General features: G+C 61.2%; 11 protein-coding genes. 7 read left to right on the top strand and 4 right to left on the bottom strand.

What is annotated here, in order from left to right; translation table 11 throughout:
- Positions 1 to 170 precede the first annotated feature (170 nt).
- The 3 genes from HV770_RS30065 to HV770_RS30055 all read right to left on the bottom strand — a co-directional run bounded on the left by HV770_RS30065 (position 171) and on the right by HV770_RS30055 (position 4,850).
- Complete coding sequence (locus tag HV770_RS30065; protein ID WP_175165178.1) at positions 171 to 1,328, bottom strand: lipocalin-like domain-containing protein; 1,158 nt, start codon at positions 1,326 to 1,328, stop codon at positions 171 to 173.
- Between the two features lie 218 nt (positions 1,329 to 1,546).
- Positions 1,547 to 4,117, bottom strand: coding sequence for an FtsX-like permease family protein (locus HV770_RS30060; protein ID WP_175165168.1), 2,571 nt, complete (start codon positions 4,115 to 4,117; stop codon positions 1,547 to 1,549).
- Entirely contained in the window at positions 4,107 to 4,850 is a 744-nt protein-coding gene (locus HV770_RS30055) for an ABC transporter ATP-binding protein (protein ID WP_175165167.1), read from the bottom strand. Before HV770_RS30055 ends, HV770_RS30060 begins: the two co-directional genes overlap by 11 nt.
- Before the next feature lie 688 nt (positions 4,851 to 5,538).
- Between HV770_RS30055 and HV770_RS30050 the strand changes: the two genes are divergently transcribed.
- The 6 genes from HV770_RS30050 (at position 5,539) to HV770_RS30025 (ending at position 12,213) form a co-directional block, all read left to right on the top strand.
- A complete protein-coding gene (locus HV770_RS30050; protein WP_175165166.1) occupies positions 5,539 to 7,095 on the top strand; it encodes an NADH-quinone oxidoreductase subunit M in 1,557 nt (518 codons plus the stop codon).
- Positions 7,096 to 7,465: 370 nt separating this feature from the next.
- Positions 7,466 to 8,359 carry a ubiquinol oxidase subunit II gene (cyoA, locus tag HV770_RS30045; RefSeq protein ID WP_175165165.1) on the top strand — a complete coding sequence of 298 codons (894 nt, stop codon included), beginning with the start codon at positions 7,466 to 7,468 and terminating at the stop codon, positions 8,357 to 8,359.
- A gap of 2 nt (positions 8,360 to 8,361) precedes the next feature.
- Positions 8,362 to 10,347 carry a cytochrome o ubiquinol oxidase subunit I gene (gene cyoB, locus HV770_RS30040; RefSeq protein WP_175165164.1) on the top strand — a complete coding sequence of 662 codons (1,986 nt, stop codon included), beginning with the start codon at positions 8,362 to 8,364 and terminating at the stop codon, positions 10,345 to 10,347.
- Entirely contained in the window at positions 10,347 to 10,964 is a 618-nt protein-coding gene (gene cyoC / locus HV770_RS30035; RefSeq protein ID WP_175165163.1) for a cytochrome o ubiquinol oxidase subunit III, read from the top strand. The genes cyoB and cyoC overlap by 1 nt, the downstream gene beginning before the upstream one ends.
- The gene (cyoD, locus tag HV770_RS30030; RefSeq protein WP_042325866.1) at positions 10,965 to 11,306 is read left to right on the top strand and encodes a cytochrome o ubiquinol oxidase subunit IV; all 342 of its coding nucleotides are present in this window, start codon (positions 10,965 to 10,967) and stop codon (positions 11,304 to 11,306) included.
- A gap of 556 nt (positions 11,307 to 11,862) precedes the next feature.
- The gene (locus tag HV770_RS30025) at positions 11,863 to 12,213 is read left to right on the top strand and encodes a hypothetical protein (protein ID WP_175165162.1); all 351 of its coding nucleotides are present in this window, start codon (positions 11,863 to 11,865) and stop codon (positions 12,211 to 12,213) included.
- Between the two features lie 562 nt (positions 12,214 to 12,775).
- Here HV770_RS30025 and HV770_RS30020 read toward each other — a convergent pair.
- Positions 12,776 to 13,006, bottom strand: a complete 231-nt coding sequence (locus HV770_RS30020) for a hypothetical protein (protein ID WP_175165161.1) — start codon at positions 13,004 to 13,006, stop codon at positions 12,776 to 12,778.
- 44 nt (positions 13,007 to 13,050) lie between these two features.
- Here HV770_RS30020 and HV770_RS30015 point away from each other — a divergent pair, with 44 nt between their 5' ends.
- The gene (locus HV770_RS30015) at positions 13,051 to 13,836 is read left to right on the top strand and encodes an SDR family NAD(P)-dependent oxidoreductase (RefSeq protein WP_175165160.1); all 786 of its coding nucleotides are present in this window, start codon (positions 13,051 to 13,053) and stop codon (positions 13,834 to 13,836) included.
- Positions 13,837 to 13,850 lie beyond the last annotated feature (14 nt).

Genomic DNA, 13,850 nt, shown 5'->3' with positions numbered 1-13,850 from the left:
GATTGCCCGTGTGAAAGTAGGTAATCGTCAGGCTCCCCAGCAGCAACAGAAACCCCACCCCGACAAGGTGGGGTTTCTGCGTTTACGGCGCGGCAGGGCACCGTACGGAATGGAGGAAAACGGCCCGGGCAGGCGCTTCGCGCGTTGCTCCGGAGCGGCACCTCAGCCCCTCAGCGCTTCCCGATCCGCAGCGCATCCGCGTAACCGGTCAGCTCGAGATAGCCCCGTCCCGTCCCGTCACCTTCGCGACTCACCTTCACCGCCCCTTCCCAGTACACCGCGCCCGTTGACTGCCGCGAATCGAGCTCCTGATCGTCCATCAGCGGATCCAGTCGCCACCTCAGCGTCCCTGTCCTGACGGCCATCGAAACGGGATACAGCGTGTTCGTGCGCGGAGAGCGCCAGGTGCGAACCGGTGTGAATTCGACCTGGTCAGGGCCGAACGTGGTCATCCGGCCAGCAGGGTCACGAAGGGCCGCATGCGCCCATATCGCGTGCCCATTGCGACTGCGTATCCTGAATGCCATCAGGGCCGAGCCATCAGCGAGGTTCGCCCCCAGCCAATCCCATCCGACGGCGTTGGCGTCAAGTAGCGTACTCGACCATTCGTGATCCAGCCACGCCACGCCCGTCACGGCGGTATTCCCGCGCGACGAACTCGCCGACCCATTCGGACGCACTACGCTGCCCGTCACGCGAAGTTGCGGCTCACTGTAGTAATAGCTCGCCTGTTCCGGTCGTGGACCTTTGCGCGAATATCCGCGATCACCGTGGATAAATGGAGCTTGCGTCGGCGTCAGTGTGAGATGCAGCGAGAATCCGTTAGCGTCGGCGGTGACGTCGTAGCGGCCCTCCGTAGTGCGAACGATTTTCCATGCATCGAGCTTGACGTTGGTATTGGCCGGTTGCGCATAGGCGAGTCCAAAGCCTTGACGCGCGATGCGCTGATCATGCGCCAGGTGGCCAAGTACTGGATCGCTTAACGCGGCATGCGCAATGATCAACTGCGACGGCGCGAAAGTACTCGGATCGGTGGCGTCGTGATCCGTCGCCGAGCGGAAAAACGTGATCTGAAAACCAAGCGGCTGATTGTCGGGCGTGGTGAGCCAACCCGTCGCGTACCACCACTCGGTGCGAAAAGCGGGGTGAGCGCCGCTGTCCTGCGGCAAGGAAACCGGATGGTCGGCCGTGACCGCGGCGAATTCGACGGGCGCGCCGAACACGGATGATGCGGCGAGTAGGCTCAGACAAAGCAGACCGCGAAGGCGAGAACGCAATCGCGGCGGATTTGTCCCGAAAGGAGAATAATGCGGCGCTGCGCATGGCATCTCGCACGGCGAGGCCGCCTCGATGACATGAGATGCGGACACATTCCGTGCGGCGAGCGCAATCCAGGGCGTAATTCGAGCCACAATTCTGTGCGACGTGAAGCAGGACCCTCCGGCTACATCAAAGCTGGTCGCCGTCCCCGGCATCGCCCCACACGCCGAATTCCACGCCGGATCCCGCACCAGACCCGGCATCGAATCATTCGCCAACTCCCCCATCACCAACCCTCCTTCACCGCGCGCACCGCATCCACCGACACCGCGCTGCGTCCCGCGATCACCGCCGTCGAGCATGACGAAGCCAGCATGACTAGTGCGACCGTCCCCAGCGCCGCCCACGGCACATGGAGCGACATGCTCCAATGAAACGACTGCGGATTGACAACGAATACGAGGATCAGGCTGATCGCGAAGCCGAGCACGAAGCCCATCGCGATGCCGCAAACTGTGAGCATGCCGCTTTCGAGCGCGAGGATCGCGAGAATCTGCGCGCGTGTCACGCCGACGTGCCGCAGCATGCCGAACTCACGGGCTCGTGCGAGCGCCTGCGCAGAAAACGTCGCCGCAACGCCGAACAGGCCGATCACGATAGCGACCGCTTCGAGCAGATAGGTGACCGCAAAACTCCGATCGAAGATCACCAGCGTACGCGCGCGAATCTCGCCCGGTTGCGACAGCTCCAGCGACGCGCCGAACGGCAAAGCGCGCAGTCCGGCTATCACGCTGTCAACGCGCACTCCCGGTTGAACGGTAACGGCAACATCGGTCGCGCCCGTATCCTCGGTGAGACGCCGGTAGTCGGCAAGCCGTATCTGGATCGCGCCGCTCTGCCGCACATAATCGCGCCATACGCCCGCGACGACGAACACGTGGCCGCCGCCGCCGAGCGGCAACTTCACACGCTGACCGAGCCTGTACCCATAGAGATCGACCATTGCTTCGGATACCCAAACAGGTGTTTCGCCGCTGCGCAATTCGGAGGGCGGCAATATCGCGCCGGTCATCTGCAGATTCGCGCCAGGCTCCGCGGCGTCGATTTCGCGCGCGAGTACGGCGACGTCCGGGCGCGCCGGATCGAGTGTGAGACGCGAGGTGCGGGCAAACGCGGCGCTCCTGATGCCGGACACGTTCGCGAGCAGCTTCTGCTCGTCAGGGCGTAACCCGCCGGTGTCGCCGTTCGACGCCACTCGCACGTAGAGATCGGCGGAAAGCAGATGAACCAGCCAGTCTTCGACGGACACGCGAAAGCTCGCCACCATGATCGCCATCGCGACGATCAGCGCGAAGCTCGACAACACGCCGCCCATTGCGATCGACGCGTGGCCCGGCGCATTCGCGAGACGCGCCAGCGCGAGCGTGCTCGCTGCGCCTGCGCGGCGGCGTCCCGGGTACGCGCGGGCCGCCGCGCCGAATATCAGCCCGGTGACGCGCGGCATCAGCGCGATCCCGCCGACCAGTAGTAGCGCGACGGCGACATAGCCGCCGATCGGCGCATCGAACCATGGCGGCAATTGCGTAAGAAACGCAGCGGCCAGGAGGCAGAGCAGCGCAGGCCATGGCGTGGCGAGCCGGGCCAACGCGCCTTCCTCGGCGCCTGCCTTGAGCGCCGCCGCTGGCCGCGCGCGCGCCGCCTCCAGCGCGGGCGCGAGGCTGCCCAATACCGACACCGCGATGCCGAGGATCAGAAACAACGCGCTGGCCAACGGTTCGAAACCGACCTGCGGCTGCACGCCGGGAAAGTAGCCGCCACCGAGATCACTGCCGAAAAAATGCAGCGCGCCGCGTGCCATCGCATAACCCAGCGCGAGCCCCGACAGCGAACCCAGCAGCCCCAGCAGCGCGCCTTCCAGCAGGACCTGCCGCAACAGTTGAGCGCGCGTCAGTCCGAGCACGCGTAGCATGGCGAACTGCGCGCGACGCCGTACGACGCCTAGCGCCTGCGTTGAAAATACGAGGAAAGCGCCGGTGAAGAGCGCCACCAGCGCGAGCACATTCATGTTGATCCGGTAGGCGCGCGACAGGCGATCGGTGCGGCTTTCGGCGTCGCGGGCTTCGGCGACGACCCACCGGGTACCAAGCCGCGCCTGCAGATCACGCTTGAAGCGTTGCCGATCGACGCCGCGCTCGAGTTGCACGTCGACGCGCGACAGCTTGCCCACCTTGCCGAACTTCCACTGTGCGGCGGCGATGTCCATCACCGCGATCCGCTGACCCGGGCGGGTTCTCACGAGGCCGCCCGCGACGCGAAAATGCACGATCGACGTGCCGCTTTGCAGCGCCACGTCGTCGCCGGTTTTGACGTGCAGCCATTGCTGAGCGGCCGACGAGAGAAACACGGTATCGGACGCGAGCGTATCGAACGGCCGGTCCGGCGACGGCACGCCGGTCAGATCGGGCGCGATCCTGCTCGCCTTGAAGACGTCGGTGCCGAGCACCTGCAACGACGTACTCTGGCCCGGTACGCTGACATCGAGGGCGAGCACCGGGCTCGCTAGCGCGACTCCGGTTTCGTTCGACAGGCGCGGGTAGAGCGACTCATCGAAGAAAGGCTGCGCGCCACGCACTTGCAGATCCGCTTCGCCCGAAAGGCTGCGGGCCGCCGCCGAGAATTCGTTGAAAGCCGCACTGTTGATCAGTTGCACCGCGTAACCGAGCGCCACACCGAGCGCGATCGTCGCGACGGCAACCAGTGCGCGTCCGCGATGACTGCGCCATTCGGCGCCCAGCAGCCAGCGTGCGAGAACGCGGTGTCCCCGCGTGCGCAGCGGGGGGCGGAAATCAGTGCGCATCGTCGGCAGAACGCGCGGATTCGTGCGAGAAAGCGTGGCCGAAAAGCGCGTGCCCGGCCGAGGGCGCGTGCAGGCCGCCGTCGCTCAGAATCAGGATGCGGTCGGCCACCGCCGCCGCGGCTTCCGAGTGCGTCACCATGATCGTGGCCGCGCCGGTCGCCTTGCTTTGCGCGCGGAACAGCCCGAGCACCTCGTGCGCGGTATGGGGGTCGAGATTGCCCGTTGGTTCATCGGCGAGAATCAGCTTTGGACGATGTACGAGTGCCCGCGCAATCGCCACGCGCTGCAGCTCGCCGCCAGAGAGCTGCCGCGGAAAATCGTCGCCGCGGCCGTTCAGGCCGACCGCCGCGAGCATGTCGAGCGCGCCGGCAGTAGGAAGCTCGTTGAGCAGCAGCGGCAGTGCGACGTTCTGCGCGAGCGTCAGATGCGGCAGCACGTGGAAGGCCTGGAACACGAAGCCGAGTTTTTGCCGGCGCAGACGGGTCGCCGCGTTGTCGTCCAGCCGCGCGACAGGAGTGCCGTCGATGATGACGTCGCCGCTATCCGCGCTGTCGAGTCCCGCGATCAGATTGAGCAGTGTCGATTTTCCCACCCCGGAGTCGCCCATGATCGCGACGAATTCTCCGGGGTCGAGTGTGAAGTCGAGGCGCGCGAGGACGATGCGGCCCGTGCCGTACTGCTTGCTTAGCCCGCGGCATTCGAGTGCGGGAACGACTTCGTCACGAAACGCCATGCGGGATCCGAAGAGTTTGACGAGCGAAGGGCGGTGTCCGGGCAGGGAGCTGGGTATGCGCCGTCGGATGCTGATCCGCCTGCAGACCGCCGAAGTATATTCGGCATCTGTAAGTTATGCGCAGGTCGGAATGCATCGCTCGGGCCGAGCGCAGACATGATCCGTCGCCCCGACTGAGGCACCTTTTCCGATGGAGTCCGCCGCTGATGTACAGTGCCGGTGCGAAAATTTTTTTGTTCGTAAACGCGGAGAAATTTTTGCGGAAGACCCAAAATCGGCGCCCGGCGGGTACCTGAAAATAGCACGTTCCGTTCCAGCCGCAGCCGCCCTCAAGAATCGATGCCGCAACAGCGGCTAATTTGCCGTCAATTTGCTAACTTCTGTGTATAAAATCTGCCCCTCACTTTGAGTTTGCGCGAGCTTGTGCAGGTGCACATTTCTATGCGTTTCGCAAGCGCTTGTGGGGTAATAATCTATTTCCGAGGGCTTCGCAGCGTTGTTGCGCTGCAAAAGTTTTCTTATCTTGGTAATCTCCCACCCTTGGTCATTCGACTGCGGGTAAACGTGTAGCGGACGCCACCGCTTCCACGTCAATTTCAGCGAAATCCAGCTTACATATCCATGTCAATGCTTTCTGTTTTGAAGGCGTTGATGCGGCGTTTTGTACTTCAAGTTTTTGACAGCGCACATGCCATCGCCTCTTCTTAGCCTTCTCATCTGGATCCCTATCGTCGCCGGGCTCGTCGTTTTGCGTGCCGGATCTGACGCGGCACGTAGCCGCACCCGTTGGCTCGCACTCGCTGGCGCGGTCGCAGGCTTCCTGCCGGTGATTCCGCTGGTCGCGAATTTCCGCAACGACGTCACGTCGATGCAGTTCGTCGAGAACGCCCGCTGGTCGCCGACGTTCGATATCGCCTGGCATGTGGGCGTGGATGGAATTTCGCTTTGGCTCGTCGCGCTGACCGCGCTCACCACGATCATCATCGTGGTGGCGTCGTGGGAGTCGATTACCGAGCGGACCGCGCAGTACTTCGGCGCGTTTCTGATGCTGTCGGGCTTTATGCAGGGCGTCTTTACGGCGATGGACGGCATGCTGTTCTTCATCTCGTTCGAAGCGACGCTGATTCCGCTGTATCTGCTGATCGGCACGTGGGGGCATTCGAACCGCTCGTACGCCGCGGTCAAGTTCTTCTTCGTATCGTTCCTCGGCTCGCTGATGATGCTGATGTCGATGCTCTACCTGTACAGCCAGACGCACAGCTTCGACCTCGCGCTGTGGCGTGAAACGCAACTCGGCACGGTGCCGCAGATGCTGATCTTCCTCGGCTTCCTCGCCGCCTTCGGTGTGAAGGTGCCGATGTGGCCGGTGCATACGTGGCTGCCCGACGTCCACCTCGACGGCCCGACCGGCGCCGCAGTGATGATCGGCATGCTGAAGCTGGGCGGCTATGGCTTGCTGCGTTTCGCGCTGCCGATCGCGCCGCAGGCGAGCCACTTCTTCGCGCCGATGATGATCACGCTGTCGCTGATCGCGGTGATCTACTCGAGCCTGCTGGCGCTCGTACAAACCGACATGCGCCGCCTGCTCGCCTATTCGACGATTGCGCACATGGGTCTCGTGACGCTCGGCCTGTTCGTGTTCAACCGCATCGGCCAGGCCGGCGCGATCGTGCAGATGCTGTCGTACGGTGTGGTGTCCGGCGCGATGCTGCTGTGCACGGGCATGCTCTACGACCGCACCAAGACCGCGTCGATCGCCGAGTACGGCGGCGTCGCCAACACCATGCCGCGCTTTGCCGCGTTCGTGATGCTGTTCTCGATGGCCAACATCGGTTTGCCGGGCACGTCGGGTTTCGTCGGCGAATTCATGGTGCTGATGGGCGCGATCCGCTTCAACTTCTGGATCGGTGCCATCGCCGCTTCGACGCTCGTGCTTAGCGCCGCCTACACGCTGTGGATGTACAAGCGCGTGATCTTCGGCGCGATCGCCAACGCGCGCGTCGCGAAACTGAAGGACCTCGGCAATCGCGAGTTCGTGCTGCTGGGCGCGATGGCCGTGCTGGTGCTGGCCATCGGCCTGTACCCGAAGCCGTTCACCGATGTGATCGATCCGTCGGTCGGGACGCTGCTCGCTCAGTCGGAGCGCTCGGCTCATCCCGCGGACGACGGCGCGCCTGACGGTGGCGAGCGTCTCCAAGCCGCGGCCCCGGCGCCGGTTGCAACCACGGTCCGCACGCCGGGCTGATGTCAAGAGGTGTGGTGCGGTTGCAGCATATGCGTAATCGCGGATGCTGCTACGCATGCGCAGCTTCACGCATCGCAGAAATCCCTGGTGCACCTCTCGCGGTGCGGCCATTCGGGCCGCGCGACGTTTTTAGGGCCTTTTTCAGAGGACTTTTTGTGATGCGTCAACTTTTCAGTGCTTTGCAGTAGAGCATTTGCAACCCCCGCTTGCGCACGGGTGTGCGGCAACGTGTCGCACCGTGGTGCGACGCAATAGATCGTTGCGAAATCGAGGGTTTATCGCCGATCGACGTGCCCCTATTATGCGAGCGCTTATTAATGGAGAGCGGTCGAATGACGTTCGTTGAAGTCGTAAAAGAGAGGCAAACGATATGAAAGGAAAGACTCTACGAGGGTCGTTAAGTTTCCTTTCCGCCGGCCTCGTGTTGTTGCTCTCGGGTTGCAGCAACCTCGATATCCTGAATCCGAAGGGGAGTGTGGGACTGGCGGAACGTGATCTGATCGCGATGTCCACCTGGGCCATGCTTATTGTCGTCGTTCCGGTGATCTTCCTCACGCTGCTGTTCGCGTGGCGTTATCGCGCGTCGAATAGCAGCGCTGACTACCGTCCGAAGTGGGTCCACTCAACAGGTATCGAAATCGCTGTCTGGACGATTCCGACGCTGATCATTCTGTTCCTGGCCGTGTTGACGTGGAAGAGCACGCATGAGCTCGATCCGTACCGTCCGCTCGAGTCGCAGGTCAAGCCGATCAACGTCGAAGTCGTCGCGCTCGACTGGAAGTGGCTGTTCATTTATCCCGACCTCGGTATCGCGTCGGTGAACCAGCTCGCGATCCCGGTCGGCACGCCGGTGAACTTCGTGATCACCTCCGATACGGTGATGAACTCGTTCTTCATCCCGCAGCTCGGTGGCCAGATCTACGCGATGGCAGGCATGCAAACGCGCCTGCATCTGATCGCGGACGAAGCCGGCGACTATGCCGGTACCGCGGCCAACTTCAGCGGCAAGGGCTTCTCGGACATGAAGTTCCGTACGCTCGCCAAGTCGCCGGAAGAGTTCAACGCATGGGTTGCGAAAGTGCGCGCGTCGTCGGATAACCTCAGCATGGACCGCTACCACACGGTATCGGCGCCGAGCGAGAAGGACCCCGTGCGCTACTTCTCGTCAGTCGATCCGAAGCTCTTTCACAACATCATTGCCCGATACAACAACGGTAACGTCATGGACAACATGAAGGACGCCAACTGCGGGCCGAAGGGATAAGCATGTTCGGAAAACTCTCACTAGACTCGATCCCGTACCACGAGCCGATCATCATGGTGACGGCGGCCGGGATTGCCATCGGCGGTGCGCTGGTTCTGGGTCTGATCACCTATTTTGGCAAGTGGCGCTACCTGTGGACCGAATGGCTCACGTCGGTCGACCACAAGAAGCTGGGCGTGATGTACATCGTGGTTGCGCTCATCATGCTGTTCCGCGGCTTCGCGGACGCAATCATGATGCGTACCCAGCTCGCGCTGTCGTATAACGCGCCAGGCTTCCTGCCACCACACCATTACGACCAGATCTTTACCGCGCACGGCGTCATCATGATTTTCTTCATGGCGATGGCGTTCATGGTCGGGCTGATGAACATCATCGTGCCGTTGCAGATCGGTGCCCGCGACGTTGCGTTCCCGTTCCTGAACTCGTTGAGCTTCTGGATGACCGCGATCAGCGCGATTCTGATCAACATCTCGCTGGTGATCGGTGAATTCGCGCAAACGGGCTGGCTCGCTTATCCGCCGTTGTCCGAATTGCAGTTCAGTCCGGGTGTCGGGGTCGACTATTACCTGTGGAGTTTGCAGCTCTCCGGTATCGGCACGTTGCTGACGGGTGTGAACTTCTTCGTGACTATCGTGAAGATGCGCGCGCCGGGCATGACGTTCATGAAGATGCCGGTGTTCACGTGGACCGCGCTGTGCACGAACGTGCTGATCATGGCGGCGTTCCCGATCCTGACCGTCACGCTCGCGCTGCTCGGTCTGGACCGTTACCTCGGCATGCACTTCTTCACGAACGATGCCGGCGGCAACGCGATGATGTACCTGAACCTGATCTGGGCATGGGGTCACCCTGAGGTGTACATCCTGATCCTGCCGGCGTTCGGTATTTTCTCGGAAGTCGTGGCGACCTTCGCGAAGAAGCCTCTGTTCGGCTACAAGACGATGGTGTGGGCGACCTGCGCGATCATGGTGCTGTCGTTCCTCGTGTGGCTGCACCACTTCTTCACGATGGGCTCGGGCGCCGACGTCAACGCGTTCTTCGGTATCGCGACGATGGTCATTGCCATTCCGACCGGCGTGAAAGTGTTCAACTGGCTGTTCACGATCTACAAGGGCCGTCTGCAATTCACGACGCCGATTCTGTGGACCCTCGGCTTCATGGTCACCTTCACGATCGGCGGTATGACCGGCGTGATGATGGCGATTCCGGGCGCGGACTTCGTGCTGCACAACAGCCTGTTCCTGATCGCTCACTTCCACAACGTGATTATTGGTGGCGTGCTGTTCGGCTACCTGGCCGGTTTCAACTACTGGTTCCCGAAGGCGTTCGGCTTCAAGCTGAATGAGGCGTGGGGCAAGGCATCGTTCTGGTTCTGGCAGATCGGTTTCTGGGTTGCGTTCACGCCGCTGTACGTGCTGGGCTTCATGGGCATGACGCGTCGTCTGAATCACTACGACAATCCGGATTGGCATCCGTGGCTGATGTTCGCGTGGGTCGGTGCGGTTCTGATCGCAATCGGCATCGCTTGCCAGGTGGTGCAACTGGTCGTCAGCCTGCGCGATCGCAACCTGCCGCAAAACCGCGACGTCACGGGCGATCCGTGGGACGGTCACACGCTGGAATGGGCAACGAGCTCGCCGCCGGCGTCGTACAACTTCGCGATCATTCCGGACGTGCGTGAGCTGGATGCATTCGCCGAAATGAAGTTGCGCAAGGATCAGCCGAAGCCGGTGTATAGCGACATTCACATGCCGTCGAACACGTCCGCGGGTCTGGTCGTGGCCGTGTTCTCGCTGGTGCTGGGTTTTGCCGCTGTGTGGCACATCTGGTGGCTCGCCATTGTCGGTCTGGTCGGCTCGATCGGTACTGTGATCGTCTACAGCTGGCAGAAGAACGAAGGCTTTTACATCCCGGCCGCCACGGTCGCGGCGATTGAAGAGAAACGCTCCGGTGCCGGTGCGCCGGTCGCGTTGGAGGTGGATTGATGTCAAACAACACGCTTACGGCTGACTCGCATCACCACGATGCGCATCACGCCGATCACCCGCCGTCGCATTCGGTATTTGGCTTCTGGCTGTACCTGATGACCGACTGCATCATCTTCGCGTCGCTGTTCGCAGTGTTCGCGGTGATGGGCCACCAGTTCGCCGGCGGCCCGAACGGTAAGGATCTGTTCGAGATTCCGGGCGTGGCGCTGGAAACGACGATGCTGCTGCTGAGCAGTATCACGTACGGTTTCGCGATGCTGGGCGCGCACAAGAACCGCAAGGGCGCATTGCTTTTCTGGCTTGGCGTGACGTTCCTGTTGGGCCTCGCGTTTCTCGTGCTGGAAATGCGCGAGTTCTCGCACCTGATCGCCGAAGGCGCGGGTCCGAGCCGCAGCGCGTTCCTGTCGTCGTTCTTCACGCTGGTCGGCACGCATGGTCTGCACGTGACGTTCGGCCTGATCTGGATGGTGGTGCTTGCCGTCCAGGTGCTGGGTCACCGCGACCTGACCGAACGCGACATGATCCGTCTGACGTGCCTGAGCCTTTTCTGGCACTTTCTGGACGTCGTGTGGATCGGCGTCTTCACCTTTGTCTATCTTGCGAGCGTGATCTAAATGGACCATAGCCATAACGCACACTCCGCACACTCGGGTGGAAGCCACGGCAGCTTCGGCAGCTATATGACGGGCTTCGTGCTGTCCGTCATTCTGACTGTCGCGGCGTTCGGCCTCGTGATGACGGGGACGTTGACGGGCCAGAACGCGCTGTTCGCGATCGCGGCCCTCGCGCTCGTGCAGATCGTCGTGCACCTGGTGTTCTTCCTGCACATGAATACGTCGTCGGAGCAGCGCTGGAACGTGACGGCGTTTGCTTTTACTGCGTTGACCGCTGTTATTGTGATCGGCGGGACGTTGTGGGTCATGCATAACGTCAGCATGAACATGATGTCGCGGTAAGTTGTAGAACGCTTCGGCGTGAAGGAAAGCCCCGCAAGACGGAAGTCTTGCGGGGCTTTTTCGTTGGAAGCGAATTAGACAGCAGTACCTATTGCCGGATCGAAACGCAAACGTTAGCTGGAAATCGTTCGACCCACGCGAGGAGCGGATCCTCGCGCTGGTCGCGCGCGAGTCAGTCGCGCGAGCGCCTGTCTGTGCGGGACGTGATGGCCAGGAGCGGACTCGGTTCGCCGGCCTGAGAGATAAACGCAAAACACGGGGAGCGGTAGAGGGAATGCGGCAGCGTGAGTAGGCCGAGGACCCGCCGGGGCGGATGTGATCGCGTCTCGGCGGCGCCGCATTGATGGTGCGCGACCGTCTTTCGCATGGGAGATGCGCGCAGCTAAAGAGATTCACGCTTGCATCGAGGCAAGCCGATCGGGGGCGGGCGGCAACGACAGTTCGGGCTCGGCTGCTAGCAGTGGAGTAAAGAGTAGGCAGGGAGGTCAGCATCGCGGCTACACTGACGTCAGGGAAATTTGGAACCGCGGGATGTTGGTACAAGGAGAAGCTCCCAATGACTGCTCTGCTTGACTGGTTCGCGGCGGCAAGGTGGCGCATGTCGCTGTCTCACTGCCTCGAGGGATTGCTGGTTCAGGTGCCGATCGGGCTTTTGTTCAACTTCCGAATTGGAGCGCTTGCCGTGATCGTCTGGTATTGGTCACGCAAGAAGCTCGAGTGTGAGTTCGAAACTCTGAATGTCGAAGAATCGCTCGATTTCGAGGCACATGCGTATACCTGGTCGATCGGCTGGTTTCCATGGCGCTGGGACGCGTACAAAGTATTGGACGTGGTCCTGCCGGCGTTATCCGCGACGTTGATCGCAATGGTCATGCGCAATTACAGTGGGCTGCTATCGCTAGTTTAGTGAGGGTCCCTACTGCTGATGCCGACGAGGAGATTTGTCTCGAAAGAGGTATGCGCGTCGGTATCAGCTTGAGCGCCATATTGATTGTTGGACTCGTTACTTTTACGGGCATACCGCATGGCGTTGCCGACACGAAGAAATCGCGATGCACGCACGGCGTAACCCATCGGTCTGCCGGTAAAAATCGAGGATTGAAATATCTTTCCATCGTCGCGGGTGAATGGGATCGCGCAAACGTTTGGGCCAAAATATAGGGCATTACCTCGGCGATAATCTTTGCGGCTCTTCCAGATAATCAGGTGATTTGCAATAGAAAAGGGTTGCGAATGAGCTTGCCCTCGAAGCAGGATGGTTGAAGTGTGTGCGGCTTGAATGGCGGCGCGAAGGTGGAAAAGCCTTCGTTATCAAGGCACCAGCCGTGACTTGTGCTGTAACAGTCGGTAATTCGTATCTGTTGCAGAGGCGCGACTTTTCGAAAGATTGTCAATTGTAATGGCAGGAAAGAATTCTCTTGTTGTATGATTGCGCCCGGCGCGCTACCAGCTTTGCCATCTCGCCTCTTTCAATGTGTCTGTTGGCCCGGCACAGCCGGGTTGCGCTTCATTTTCGTTCCCCTCTCAAGCCGAGACAGTGAAGGAGGCGGCGCTGCAAGCCTTTGCTTTACTGCTTCAAAGCTTTTGATCAGCGAATCGATGTTAGCGGTAGCGTCAGGCGCTCTAATCTCGCATCTTTTTTCAATGTCAATCCGCACGTTTATCCTGGGCGCGGCGGCCGCAAAAAACGGATATTTCATTTAGAGATCATGCAAAAGGAACATCGCTTGAAATCGAGGGGCGAGTGAGCGCAAATGGGTCGCGTGTGGTTGTTGTCACTGGCGCTAGTGCCGGACTCGGTCGCGCGTTGGCCTTAAGTTATTGCGCGCCTGGTATCACGCTGGGCTTAATCGGAAGAAATGCCGAACGTCTCGAGGGCGTTGCTGAGGAGTGTCGCGCGCGCGGCGCGGAAATCGTAATCGGCACCATGGACGTTCGTGATGCGGCTGCGCTCCAGGCGTGGATCTTCGAGTTCGACGCGCAACACCCGATCGATTTGCTGATCGCCAATGCCGGCGTCGCCAGCACGCTCCGCTCAACTGATGACTGGGAAGGCGCCGCTCGTACTGCCGAAGTCGTCGACACCAATCTCTACGGTACCTTGCACGCCGTGCTGCCTGCCATCGAGTGCATGCGCAAGCGGCAGCGCGGCCAGATTGCGATTGTCAGTTCGCTCGCCGGCTTGAGAGGGATGGCAATCTCTCCGGCCTATTGCGTGAGCAAGGCCGCGCTCGTCTCGTACTGTGATTCCGTGCGTCCCGTTCTCGCACGCGACCATATCGGCATTTCGGTCGTGATGCCCGGTTTCGTGCGAACTGCGATGAGCGACGTTTTTCCTGGCAACAAACCCTTCATGTGGAGCGCCGAAAAAGCCGCGTCGTATATCAAGACGCGCCTGAGCCGCCGCCACGCGGAAATCGCTTTTCCCTTCAGTTTGACGTTCGGTCTCAAGTTGCTGCGCCTGTTGCCAGCGACCGTCGCCGACGCAATCCTTGGTCTCCTGTTTCAGATCCCTCGTCGGAATATGTGAAGTGTTGTCTGGTT

Source organism: Paraburkholderia fynbosensis (assembly GCF_902859935.1).
GTDB lineage: Bacteria > Pseudomonadota > Gammaproteobacteria > Burkholderiales > Burkholderiaceae > Paraburkholderia > Paraburkholderia fynbosensis.
This window is presented reverse-complemented; position numbering and strand designations above follow the sequence as displayed.